We start from the raw sequence: 11,937 nt of genomic DNA, 5'->3' as shown, positions 1-11,937 counted from the left end.
CTCGGCGCAGACGGGCGGCGTCCGGGGCGGTGCCGGGGCCGCGTACGGAAGCGGGTCGACACGGCCGCCGCGGCCGGGGTGGTGGCCGCTGGCCGTGCTCGCCCAGGCGTCGATGACGGTCCTCCAAGTCCTGGGCGGGCTCTGGCTGCTGGGCCAGATCGTCGGCGTCGCTGAGCCGAACCTGGGCGTCCCCGTGCTGATGATGCTGACCGGGATCGTCGGCGGCCCGTGCGTCGAATGGGCCTGCCGGATGGCGGCGAAGGGGCCCGCCCGGCGGTACGGCCTGGAAGCGGAACGGCGGCTGCGGGACTCCGCCGCGGCCTGCGGCAGGGCGCGCGTCCTCGACCCCGTCGCGGCGGAGCTGCTGCGCTACCGCGAGGTGCGGGAGCAGTACGTACGGGTGGCCGGGATTTCCACAACCGGCCGGTAGGACACAGGCGTCGGCAGGGATCGCGGCGCCGGGGCAGTCTGGGAACGCGGCTCGGGGCGGGCTCGGGCCGCGATCCGGACGGGGGACGCAGGACATGAACGAGACGCTGTTGACCGTGGTGGGGAACGTCGCGACGACACCGGTGTACCGGGAGCTGCCGACCGGGCCGGTGGCGCGGTTCCGGCTCGCGGTGACGCCGCGCCGTTTCGACCCGGTGCAGAACACGTGGGTGGACGGGCACACGAACTTCTTCACGGTGTGGGCCAGGGGCCCGCTCGGTGCCAATGTGCAGGGCTCGGTGTCGATCGGTGAACCGGTCATCGTCCAGGGCAGGTTGAAGGTACGCGACGAGGAGCGCGGGGGGCAGCACTGGACGTCGGCGGACATCCAGGCGACGACGGTCGGACACGATCTGTCGCGCGGCACCGCTGCGTTCCGCCGGGCCGCCAGGAGGCCGGGCGCGGAGGCGGAGGAGACGCAGCGGGCGCGGCAACAGGCAAGGAGCGAGCCGTCGTTCGAGATCGATCCGGAACCGGTGCCGGCTCCGGAGCCGGTGGGGTGACCGAAGTGCGGCTTATCGGGCGCTGCGTCCGGGGGATTTGTCGATAAGCCCGGTTCGGCGACGGTCCGGGCGATAACGATTGCGATGCGGATCGTGTACCGGGCGACACCTCAGGGGATCGCGACAGGCCGCCTATTTAGGATGCCGGGCGTACCTCAAAGGGCTTAGTGAGCTTCAAGAGGTTGACGAGATCCGGGAGTTCCGGGAGTTCCGGAGTGCGAGGAGTTCCGGAGTGCCAGGAACTCCAGGATCCCCGGCGCTCCAAGGGGCTTGATTCTGTCGGCGGGACGCCTCCCCATGTGTCACAGCGTCCTGCCTGAAGGGAATTACGTGTTTTCAGTGCTCTCACGGCTCGGACGCCGAGGGCGGGGCTCCGCTCGCCTCGCCGCGGCGGCCCTGGTGTCGGGCCTCGTGGTGACCGGGGCGATATCCGGCACCGGGACGGCCTTCGCGGACGACGTGAACAAGGAGCAGGGCGGCGCGAGCGCCACGCTGGGCGGCCTGGAGACGTACGGGACGGCCGTGATCCACGACGGCGGACGCGACGAGAAGGTCTCCGCGGGCCTGTTCCGGATGAGCGTCGACGGCGGCGGGATGCTGCAGACGTACTGCATCGACCTCCACAACCCGACCCAGACGGACGCCAAGTACCAGGAGACGTCCTGGAGCGGCACCTCGCTCAACGGCAACGCGGAGGCGGGCAGGATCCGCTGGATCCTGCAGAACTCCTACCCTCAGGTCAACGACCTGGCCGCGCTCGCCCGCAAGGCCGGGGCGGGCGCGCTGACCGAGCAGGACGCCGCGGCCGGCACCCAGGTCGCCATCTGGCGCTACTCGGACCAGGCCGACGTCGACGCCGTGAGCCCCGCCGCCGAGAAGCTCGCGGACTATCTGCAGAAGAGCGCACGCCAACTGGCCGAGCCCCAGGCTTCGTTGACGCTGACGCCGGGGGCCCTCTCCGGGCGCCCGGGGGAGCGGCTCGGCCCGGTCACCGTGCACACGAACGCCGACGCCGTCACCGTGACGCCGCCCGCCGCGGCCGGTGGGGTGCGGGTCGTCGACAAGAGCGGCAAGCCGGTCGACTCCGCCGCCGACGGCAGCCAGGTCTTCTTCGACGTGCCCGAGGACGCCGCGCCGGGCTCGGCGGCGCTGACCGTGCAGGCATCGACGACGGTTCCGGTCGGGCGCGCCTTCACCGCCGAGACCCGCAGCCAGACGCAGATCCTCGCGGGCTCCAGCGAGTCCACGGTCTCCGCGACCGCGACGGCGAACTGGGCGAGCGCCGGCGCGGTGCCCGCACTGTCCGCGCGGAAGAACTGCGCGAAGGGCGGCGTGGACATCACCGCGGTCAACGGAGGGGAGAAGCCGTTCACCTTCTCCCTGATGGGCGTCGAGCACACGATCGAGGCCGGGGCCACGCGGACGGTGACGATTCCGCTGCAGGAGGACCAGGCGTACGACTTCACGATCAAGGGGCCGCACGGCTTCGAGAAGCGGCTGCGCGGGGTGCTCGACTGCCGGACGGTGGCGGCGGCCGTGGTCGGGGCCGAGGACGACGGCCTGACCACGCAGGCCACAATCCAGCCGAGCCCGGCGTCCGTCGGCGGGACGGGCGTGGACGGCGCGGACCTCGCCGAGACGGGTGCCTCGAACGCGACGCCGGTGATCGTGGGGATCGCCGTCCTGCTGGTCGTGGTCGGCGGCGCCGCCCTGGTGCTGGTCCGGAAGAAGAAGGCCCCGACCGAGGGCGAGTGAGTACGAGGGGAGGGTGAGGGACGTACGTCACGTCCGTATGGGCATGCAGGCCCTTTGCATGATCATGCGAGATGATGCATACTCTTCCTATGTCCAAGGTCCTCACCTCTCTCCCCGTCGGCGAGCGCGTCGGCATCGCCTTCTCGGGTGGCCTCGACACCTCGGTCGCGGTCGCGTGGATGCGTGACAAGGGCGCGGTGCCCTGCACGTACACGGCGAACATCGGCCAATACGACGAGCCCGACATCGACTCGGTCCCCGGTCGAGCGAAGTCGTACGGTGCCGAGATCGCCCGCCTGGTCGACTGCCGCGAGGCGCTCGTCGAGGAGGGGCTCGCCGCGCTCACCTGCGGCGCGTTCCACATCCGCTCGGGCGGCCGCGCCTACTTCAACACCACGCCGCTGGGCCGCGCCGTCACCGGCACGCTCCTGGTCCGCGCGATGCTCGAGGACAACGTCCAGATCTGGGGCGACGGCTCGACGTACAAGGGCAACGACATCGAGCGGTTCTACCGCTACGGCCTGCTCGCCAACCCGAACCTGCGGATCTACAAGCCGTGGCTCGACGCGGGCTTCGTGGCCGAGTTGGGCGGCCGCAAGGAGATGTCGGAGTGGCTGGTCGCCCACGACCTGCCCTACCGGGACAGCACGGAGAAGGCGTACTCCACCGACGCCAACATCTGGGGTGCCACCCACGAGGCCAAGATCCTCGAACACCTCGACACGGGCGTGGAGACGGTCGAGCCCATCATGGGCGTCAAGTTCTGGGACCCGTCGGTCGAGATCGAGACCGAGGACGTGACGATCGGCTTCGAGAAGGGCCGGCCCGTCACGGTCAACGGCAAGGAGTTCGCCTCCGCCGTCGATCTGGTGATGGAGGCCAACGCGATCGGCGGCCGCCACGGCCTGGGCATGTCCGACCAGATCGAGAACCGGATCATCGAGGCGAAGAGCCGCGGCATCTACGAGGCCCCGGGCATGGCCCTCCTCCACGCCGCGTACGAGCGCCTGGTGAACGCGATCCACAACGAGGACACCCTCGCCCAGTACCACGCCGAGGGCCGCCGCCTCGGTCGCCTCATGTACGAAGGCCGCTGGCTCGACCCGCAGGCCCTGATGATCCGGGAGTCGCTGCAGCGCTGGGTCGGTGCCGCCGTCACCGGCGAGGTCACCCTGCGCCTGCGGCGCGGTGAGGACTACTCGATCCTCGACACCACGGGCCCCGCGTTCAGCTACCACCCGGACAAGCTCTCCATGGAGCGCACCGAGGACTCGGCGTTCGGCCCGGTGGACCGGATCGGCCAGCTCACCATGCGCAACCTCGACATCGCCGACTCGCGCGCCAAGCTGGAGCAGTACGCGGGCCTCGGCCTGCTCGGCTCCGGGGACTCCGCGGTCGGCGCCGCGCAGGCCGCCGCCACCGGCCTGATCGGCACGCTGCCCGAGGGCGGCGCCCAGGCGATCGCCTCCCGCGGTGAGGCCTCCGACGAGGACGCGGCGCTCGACCGTGCGGCGATGGAGTTCGGCACGGACTGATTCGTCCGGAATCCACGGTTCGTCAACGGCAGGCCCGGCGCACATGCGCCGGGCCTGCCGTCGTCCCTGCCGAGGGCCCGGAGCGCACCGGCGCGGCGTCCATCGCCGCAGGCGGGCGGGGGTCACCGCGCTCCCCGCCCGCCTCGCGGGGGAGTCACGATCTGAGATCGGCCGGGCAGCTGAGACCTAAGGCCGTAGTAAACGGAAGCGCGCGGCCGCATACTGGGAAGCGATGACAAAGCCAGCTGCACCGAAGCGCTATCTGTCCACCAGTCCCTTCAAAGCCCCGGCCGCGTCGCCGCTCAAGCACTTCGACGTGGGCGACCGGGTCACGCACGACATGCACGGCCTCGGCCGGGTGATCGGGATCGAGGACGGCGTCGCGGCGCTCGTGGATTTCGGTTCGACGCAACTGCGGATCCTGAGCCCGTACACCAAAATGACCAAGCTCTAATCCAGGCCGAAGCCGTCTCAGGGCCGCCCGAGACGGCTCTCCTGCGTTCGCCGGACACGTCCGGTGACCGGATCAACTACAGCGGTGGCCAAGGAACGTCCAGGTAGGTCATGGACGCCCGGTGATACGGGTTTCCCTCCCGCGGGAAGCCGTACGGCAAGCTGGGGTGTTACTTGCCGAGCGAGGGCGTAAAACAGCCCCCACCAGCGGTTCTAGCGCCGATGAGGGGCCATGTCAGGCGGCTTGGGCCGTCTTAGGGTCGTCGTGGGCGTGACCGACGGCCCGGTGCATCGCAGTGATGGCGTTCCGCGTCCGGTCTCGCCGTTGGGCATCAGGTGCGTGTACACGCGGAGCGGCGTCGGGACGGGCCCGTGTGTCCGGACCCGTTCATGTATCTGGACTCGGATGTCCGGAAGAGGGTGCACTCAGCCCCGCTTGATGCGCCCCAGGACCGCAAGCGCGGCAAGCGTGATGAGCAGGGGTTCGGCGAAGCGGCTCACCATCTCGATGTAGGCGCCCGCGGGCGTCAGATTCTGCCCGCTGGAGCGGAACACGACGGAGTTGAGGACGATCCTGAGCGCAGAGTTGGCCCGCTGCGCGGAGAACCTGTCGTGCACCGCCAGGGTCAGTTCGGGTTCGGAGCTGTCCACCCGGAGGACCACGCGCCCCCTGGCCGAGGGAAGAGTGCCGGTCACGATCTGCTGGGGATCGGAGTCCGGCAGCCCCAGGCCCATCATCAGCGCGACCGTCGCCGTCACGGCCACGAGCAGCCAGCCCAGCGCACGCATCGCGCGCATTCCGTACCCGGACAGCCCCCAATAGACGTGGAGCAGGAACCGCTCGGCCGGTGTCGTCTCCGTCGCCTCAGGAAGACGGCGCATCTCCATCTCTCCGTAATAGAAGTCGGACGCCCCTGGCTCGTTCTTCCCTTCCTCCAGAGCCTTGCGCAACTGGCGGTAGAGCGCGGCGACGGAACTGGGTTCGACGCGCGGTGACGCCACCTCGTCCGCTATGACGCGGCGCCGTACGGGACGCGTCCGCATGCCGAGGAAGCGGCCGGGGGAGGGTTCCTCGAAACGGCACGACCGGAAGCGCAGTTGATCGAGGTTGTGAACGTCTGCGAAGAGACAGGTGCGCAGGTCCAGTTCGACGAACAACAGGGGTGAGACGTCGACGTGCCGCATGCTGACCACACGCGGACGGACGTTTGCCCTGGTGGCCGCTCCAGGGTCGGGAGCCCGCGGGAGTGTCAGCGTGCCGGGATGGTGGGCCACCGACGATCGGGCGCCGAACATCGCGTTGTCGAAGGTGAGCGTCGCGTTGGACAGCCGGAGGGTGCTGGACCTGTCGAAGGCGGAGTCCCGACAGTCGACGTGCGGCGCGTTGAGAGTGATCCATGTGCTCATGGAGACCCTGACGTCGCGCAGGATTACCGAGCCCTCACAGCGGGCGGTCACCGTCACACTGCCGTCGATCCGGGCCCCCGACAGGTTCCAGTCCGCCGCCACCCACACCCCGCGGAACGAAAGGTGGCCGGCGCAGGCGACGCGCGCGAAGTCGGCCGACGGCCGGTCCACGGTTCGGGGCTGACTGGCGAAGACGGTGCCGTCGTAGTGGAACGTCGATCCGTCGAAACTGCACGACCCTGCGAAAGAGGCGTCGACGAAGGAGACCTCTCCGAAGAACCGGACGTTCTCGAAGCTCGCCCGGCCGTGGAAGCGGGCGCCTTTGAACGATGTCTTCCCCGTGAACTCGAAGCCGTCGAAGTCTGCCCCCTCGCCGAAGGTCGCATCGTCGAACTCCGCGGACCTCAGCGCCGCGGACGACGCGTCCCGCAGATCCGCGAACGCCTCGGCGGTGAAGGGCACCCCCCGGAAATCGTGCACGAGGCCCAGCACGATCGCCGTGCGCACGGAGAAGCGTTCGGCTGAGGTGGCGGGGTGGGCCAGACACCGACGCCGGGTGGGAACCACGGCGCCGTCGCACCCCAAGGGGTACGTGCACCCGAGCCGACCAGCAGGGGAGAGCGTCACCCCACGGATCCTCGCCCGTAGGGCCCGCTTCCGCACCCGGTTCGACGAATATTCGTGCCCGTCCCCCGAGATGCGGGGCGGGCGGCCCGTGGACGCGGGACAATCCCGGCCGCCCGGTGCCGTCCGACGGAGATGAAGGGCGCCGAGCGGCGGCGAAGCCCCGACGAATCCCAACGCCCGGCAACCGAATACCCGTTTCCGCCTGGAGGTGGCCGTACGGCAGAGAAGGGGTGCTATTGCCGGACGACGGCATGAAACAGCGCCGAACCAGCGGTTTTAGCGCCGATGAGGGGCCGTGTCGGGCGGCCTGGGTCGTCTCGGGGCCGTGAGACGTCGCCCGGGGCCGACGACCTCGACCGACAGTGACGGTTCCGCTACGACCGCCCGCCCCGAACCCCCGGCTCAGGCCCACGGAGCGATACGGGTTTCCGCCTGGCACTGGCCATGCGGCAAGATGGGGTGTATCTGCCCTCACGCGGTGGAGCCGCATCACGCGGGCCCCGCGCTGCCACACATCGACTGCCGGACGGTTTCTCTTGGCTGAGTTCATCTACACCATGCGCAAGGCGCGCAAGGCGCACGGCGACAAGGTGATCCTCGACGACGTCACCCTGAGCATGTACCCCGGGGCGAAGATCGGCGTCGTCGGTCCGAACGGTGCCGGTAAGTCGACCGTGCTGAAGATCATGGCGGGCATTGAACAGCCGTCGAACGGTGACGCGTTCATCTCGCCCGGCTACAGCGTCGGCATCCTCATGCAGGAGCCCAAGCTCGACGAGTCGAAGACCGTGCTGCAGAACGTGCAGGACGGCGCCGCCGAGATCATGGGCAAGCTCCAGCGCTTCAACGAGGTCGCCGAGCTCATGGCGACCGACTACTCCGACGCGCTCATGGAAGAGATGGGCAAGCTCCAGGAGGACCTCGACCACGCCGACGCGTGGGACCTCGACGGTCAGCTGGAGCAGGCCATGGACGCCCTGGGCTGCCCGCCCGGCGACTGGCCCGTCACCAACCTCTCCGGTGGTGAGAAGCGCCGCGTCGCGCTGTGCAAGCTCCTCATCGAGGCGCCCGACCTGCTGCTCCTCGACGAGCCCACCAACCACCTCGACGCCGAGTCGGTGAACTGGCTGGAGCAGCACCTCGCCCAGTACAAGGGCACCGTCGTGGCCATCACCCACGACCGGTACTTCCTGGACAACGTCGCCGAGTGGATCCTCGAGCTCGACCGCGGCCGCGCCATCCCCTACGAGGGCAACTACTCCACGTACCTGGAGAAGAAGTCCGAGCGCCTCAAGGTCGAGGGCAAGAAGGACGAGAAGCGGCAGAAGCGGCTCAAGGAAGAACTCGAGTGGGTCCGCTCCAACGCCAAGGGCCGCCAGACCAAGTCCAAGTCGCGTCTCGCACGCTACGAGGAGATGGCGGCCGAGGCGGAGAAGATGCGGAAGCTGGACTTCGAGGAGATCCAGATCCCGCCGGGCCCGCGCCTGGGCAGCATCGTCGTCGAGGTCAACAACCTCAGCAAGGCCTTCGGCGAGAAGGTCCTCATCGACGACCTGTCGTTCACGCTGCCGCGCAACGGCATCGTCGGTGTCATCGGTCCGAACGGCGCGGGTAAGACCACCCTGTTCAAGATGATCCAGGGCCTGGAGACGCCGGACTCCGGTCAGATCAAGGTCGGCGACACGGTCAAGATCAGCTACGTCGACCAGAACCGCTCCAACATCGACCCGAAGAAGACGCTGTGGGCGGTCGTCTCCGACGAGCTCGACTACATCAACGTCGGTCAGGTCGAGATGCCGTCGCGGGCGTACGTCTCCGCGTTCGGCTTCAAGGGCCCCGACCAGCAGAAGCCGGCCGGTGTGCTCTCCGGTGGTGAGCGCAACCGCCTCAACCTGGCGCTGACCCTCAAGCAGGGCGGCAACCTGCTGCTCCTCGACGAACCGACGAACGACCTCGACGTCGAGACGCTGAGCAGCCTGGAGAACGCGCTGCTCGAGTTCCCGGGCTGCGCCGTGGTCGTCTCCCACGACCGCTGGTTCCTGGACCGGGTGGCCACGCACATCCTCGCCTACGAGGGTGACTCCAAGTGGTTCTGGTTCGAGGGCAACTTCGACTCGTACGAGAAGAACAAGGTCGAGCGCCTCGGTGCGGACGCGGCCCGGCCGCACCGCGCCACGTACAAGAAGCTGACCCGCGGCTGATGGCCCGCCACGTATACGCCTGCCCCCTGCGCTGGGCGGACATGGATGCGTACGGCCACGTCAACAACGTGGTGTTTCTTCGGTACCTCGAAGAAGCGCGTATCGACTTCCTGTTCCGGCCGGACAAGGACTTCCAGCAGGGGTCCGTCGTGGCGCGCCATGAGATCGACTACAAGCGGCAGTTGGTCCACCGGCATGCGCCGGTGAGCATCGAACTGTGGGTGACCCAGATACGGGCCGCCTCGTTCACGCTCGCCTACGAGGTCAAGGACGCGGACGAGGTGTACGTGTCCGCGCGGACGGTCATCGTGCCGTTCGACTTCGAGGCGCAGCGGCCGCGACGCATCACCGCGGAGGAGAAGTCCTTCCTGGAGGAGTACCGGGACGACGGCGACGGCGCGGGGGCGCTCGCGGCATGAGCGCGCCCGTGCTGTACTTCGCGGACGCCGGGGAGGCGGCGGATCTCGCCGCCTTCCTGGGCCGGCTGCTGCACTACGACAAGGCAGCCGCCGTACGCCTCCAGGCCCAGGCCGGCGGGCAGGCCCTCGCCGTCTTCGGGCGGCCGCCGTCGTTCGAGGTGCTCGCCGTCCGGACGGCGCGGCTGCTCAAGCCGTACGAGAACGGCATCGACGACGCGCTCGACATCACCGTGTCCGCGGGGGAGTTGCTCGACTCCGTGGACGACGGCACCTCAAGTGCCGCTGTCCCGGCTGCCGTCACCGGTCCGCCGTGGGCCGGGGTGCTGCCGCCCCGGGGTGGCTGGGAGCGGGTCGACGGCTTCCCCGACGCGACGGCGCTGCGCGGGCTCGTGAAGGTCGCCGTCGGTGAATTCCGGTCGCGGGTCGAGGAGTTGGCGCCCGACGCGCGCACCCGGGCCGCGCTCGACGGCATCGGCCGTGACATCTGGTCGCGGGAGATCGCGGGCAGCGGGGTGCCGGTGCGGATCGCGCACGCGGCGGCCTCGCTCGGGTTCCTGCGCGGCGACGCGGTGGACCTGCTGGCGGCCGGGAGCTGGGTGCGGCTGCGCACGTTGTACGGGTCAGTGGCCCTGCGCCTCGGCTCGGCGCCGGGCCTCGGCGGCCTGGCGGTCACGCCCGCCTGAGACGGTCCCCGCCGCAAGTGGTACCCCCGGGAGTCATACCTCTGGAGGTCGTACCTCCGGCAGGCGCACCTCAGTAGGCCGTGCCCCCCCGGAAGTCGTACTTCTGGAGGTCGTACCTCCGGCAGGCGTACCTCCGGGAGCCGTGTCTCCGGAAGCTGTACCTCCGGCAGGCGCACCCCTCCGGGAGCCGCCCCCTCCGGGAGCCTGCCCCCTCTGGCAGGCGCACCCCTGCGGGAGCCGCCCCCTCTGGCAGGCGCACCCCTCCGGGAGCCTGCCCCCTCTGGCAGGCGCACCCCTCCGGGAGCACGCCCCTCCGGGAGCCGCCCCCGGCCCGGAGCCGGTCCCCCCCCCGGCCAGAACCCCGTAGTCACCGCACCCCGCCGCCGGTCACTCGCCGCTCACCCGGCATCGCCCACCGGTCGCCCGATGTCGGACGCCGGTCGCCCGATGTCGCCCACCGGTCACCCGCCGGCGCCCGCCGGTCACCGTTCCTGGTCGTCCGGCCAGATCTGGATGTGGTCCTCCTCCAGTTCCAGCATGACGCGGTCCCGCATCCCCAGTGACTCCGTGTATTCCGTGGGGAGTTGGAGGCGCCCCGCGCGGTCCAGCATCGCGTACTCGCGCGAGACCAGGGACTCCTGGCCCGTGGCGGCGTCGATGTGCGTACGGCGCAGCACCTCCGTCGACGTACGGCCGTCACGGATGGCGACCGTGCGGCGGACCTCGCTCGCCACCGTCTGGTCGTGCGTGACGATGACGACCGTCGTGCCGAGCTCCTCGTTCGCCGTGCGGAACGCGGCGAAGATCTGCTCGCCCGTGTGCGAGTCGAGTTCGCCGGTGGGCTCGTCGGCGAGCAGCACCTTGGGTTCGTTGGCGAGGGCCACGGCGATCGCTACGCGCTGCTGCTGACCGCCGGACATCTGCTGCGGGCGGCGGTCGCGGCAGTCGGCGACGCCGAGCAGGTCCAGGAGCTGCGTGGCGCGTTCCGACTTCTTGGCGCGGCGGGTCCGGCCGCGCAACTGCATCGGCAGCGCCACGTTCTGAGTGGCCGTCAGGTAGGGCAGGAGGTTGCGCGCCGTCTGCTGCCAGACGAACGCCACCGCCTCGCGCCGGTAGCGCAGGCGGTCCTTGGCGCCCATCGCGAGCAGGTCGTAGCCCGCGACCTTGGCGGCGCCCGCGGTGGGCTCGTCCAGGCCCGCGAGGATGTTCATCAGGGTGGACTTGCCGCTGCCGGACGCGCCGACCAGGGCCATCAACTCGCCCTCCCTGACCAGGAGATCGAGGCCCTGGAGGGCCTGCACCTCGACGCCGTCCGTGGTGAAGATGCGGACCAGCCGGTCGCAGGTGATGAGCGCGTCGTGGCCGTAGGCCGGGCGGTCGCGGTGGGCGTAGGCCCTGGCCTCCAGCTCCGCGAGGCTGGGGGAGGCAGTGGTGTGGTCGGTCGTCATGAGGTCCCCGTCTCCCGGGTCGTGGGTGCGTCGTCGGCTGCCTGCCGGGTGGGCCCGGTCCGGTTCACGCGGCCTCACCCGCCCTCAACTCCTTCACGGAGCCCCGCCGTCCCGCCCACCACGCCTGCAGCGTCGCCGTCCCCACCGCGAGGACCACCACGCACACCGCGGGCAGCGCCAGGGACAGGGGATCCGTGCTCAGGTGGGCCGCGGCGCCGCCCGCCGCGTCCGCGAGGGCCAGGCTCGTGAGGTCGAGGCCGGGGGACAGGAGGCGGACCGCGGCCCAGCCGGTCAGGGCGCCGCCCGCCGTGGCGAGCACGGCTTGGGGCAGCGCCTCCAGGATCATCAGGCGGCGGGCCTGGCCGCGGGTGAGGCCCATGGTGCGCAACCGGGCCAGCAGCGCGAGGCGTTCCGGGG

10 protein-coding genes and 1 pseudogene are annotated in these 11,937 nt (G+C 70.3%); 8 read left to right on the top strand and 3 right to left on the bottom strand.

The features are described from left to right. The 5 genes and pseudogenes from G3I40_RS15905 to G3I40_RS15885 form a co-directional block, all read left to right on the top strand. Window positions 1-430, top strand: a pseudogene (locus tag G3I40_RS15905) (ATP-binding protein); the annotation flags it as partial. 94 nt (window positions 431-524) lie between these two features. Further along, window positions 525-992: a single-stranded DNA-binding protein gene (locus G3I40_RS15900; RefSeq protein WP_164302819.1), complete on the top strand. Its 468-nt coding sequence runs from the start codon at window positions 525-527 to the stop codon at window positions 990-992. A 339-nt stretch (window positions 993-1,331) separates the two neighbouring features. Beyond that, window positions 1,332-2,747 carry a Cys-Gln thioester bond-forming surface protein gene (locus G3I40_RS15895; protein WP_343244942.1) on the top strand — a complete coding sequence of 472 codons (1,416 nt, stop codon included), beginning with the start codon at window positions 1,332-1,334 and terminating at the stop codon, window positions 2,745-2,747. Window positions 2,748-2,836: 89 nt separating this feature from the next. Then, a complete protein-coding gene (gene argG, locus G3I40_RS15890) occupies window positions 2,837-4,282 on the top strand; it encodes an argininosuccinate synthase (RefSeq protein ID WP_164302817.1) in 1,446 nt (481 codons plus the stop codon). 232 nt (window positions 4,283-4,514) lie between these two features. Beyond that, the gene (locus tag G3I40_RS15885) at window positions 4,515-4,736 is read left to right on the top strand and encodes a CarD family transcriptional regulator (protein WP_164302816.1); all 222 of its coding nucleotides are present in this window, start codon (window positions 4,515-4,517) and stop codon (window positions 4,734-4,736) included. A 425-nt stretch (window positions 4,737-5,161) separates the two neighbouring features. Here the strand turns inward: G3I40_RS15885 and G3I40_RS15880 are convergent, their stop codons facing one another. Beyond that, window positions 5,162-6,649, bottom strand: coding sequence for a pentapeptide repeat-containing protein (locus G3I40_RS15880; RefSeq protein WP_164302815.1), 1,488 nt, complete (start codon window positions 6,647-6,649; stop codon window positions 5,162-5,164). A 656-nt stretch (window positions 6,650-7,305) separates the two neighbouring features. Here G3I40_RS15880 and ettA point away from each other — a divergent pair. From ettA to G3I40_RS15865, 3 genes are read left to right on the top strand one after another with little or no spacing between them, the layout of a single operon-like run. Further along, the gene (ettA, locus tag G3I40_RS15875; protein ID WP_164302814.1) at window positions 7,306-8,970 is read left to right on the top strand and encodes an energy-dependent translational throttle protein EttA; all 1,665 of its coding nucleotides are present in this window, start codon (window positions 7,306-7,308) and stop codon (window positions 8,968-8,970) included. Beyond that, window positions 8,970-9,389: a thioesterase family protein gene (locus G3I40_RS15870; RefSeq protein ID WP_164302813.1), complete on the top strand. Its 420-nt coding sequence runs from the start codon at window positions 8,970-8,972 to the stop codon at window positions 9,387-9,389. The genes ettA and G3I40_RS15870 overlap by 1 nt, the downstream gene beginning before the upstream one ends. Next, entirely contained in the window at window positions 9,386-10,072 is a 687-nt protein-coding gene (locus G3I40_RS15865) for a hypothetical protein (protein ID WP_164302812.1), read from the top strand. The genes G3I40_RS15870 and G3I40_RS15865 overlap by 4 nt, the downstream gene beginning before the upstream one ends. Before the next feature lie 482 nt (window positions 10,073-10,554). On the opposite strand, the gene G3I40_RS15860 is transcribed toward G3I40_RS15865, so the two are convergent. After that, entirely contained in the window at window positions 10,555-11,520 is a 966-nt protein-coding gene (locus G3I40_RS15860) for an ABC transporter ATP-binding protein (protein ID WP_164302811.1), read from the bottom strand. 64 nt (window positions 11,521-11,584) lie between these two features. Further along, window positions 11,585-11,937 (bottom strand): FtsX-like permease family protein (locus G3I40_RS15855; RefSeq protein WP_164302810.1); only part of this gene is annotated, 353 nt, incomplete at its 5' end.

The sequence above is a fragment of the Streptomyces sp. SID14478 genome, assembly GCF_010548525.1.
Taxonomy (GTDB): Bacteria; Actinomycetota; Actinomycetes; order Streptomycetales; family Streptomycetaceae; genus Streptomyces.
The sequence above is the reverse complement of the archived record's forward strand: the minus strand, read 5'-3'. Positions and strand labels throughout refer to the sequence as shown.

Excerpts from the sequence above, each read along its gene's own strand:
- G3I40_RS15900 (WP_164302819.1), top strand. The coding sequence starts at position 525 with ATGAACGAGACGCTGTTGACCGTGGTGGGGAACGTCGCGACGACACCG.
- argG (WP_164302817.1), top strand. The coding sequence starts at position 2,837 with ATGTCCAAGGTCCTCACCTCTCTCCCCGTCGGCGAGCGCGTCGGCATC.
- G3I40_RS15885 (WP_164302816.1), top strand. The coding sequence starts at position 4,515 with ATGACAAAGCCAGCTGCACCGAAGCGCTATCTGTCCACCAGTCCCTTC.
- G3I40_RS15870 (WP_164302813.1), top strand. The coding sequence starts at position 8,970 with ATGGCCCGCCACGTATACGCCTGCCCCCTGCGCTGGGCGGACATGGAT.
- G3I40_RS15865 (WP_164302812.1), top strand. The coding sequence starts at position 9,386 with ATGAGCGCGCCCGTGCTGTACTTCGCGGACGCCGGGGAGGCGGCGGAT.
- G3I40_RS15860 (WP_164302811.1), bottom strand. The coding sequence starts at position 11,520 with ATGACGACCGACCACACCACTGCCTCCCCCAGCCTCGCGGAGCTGGAG.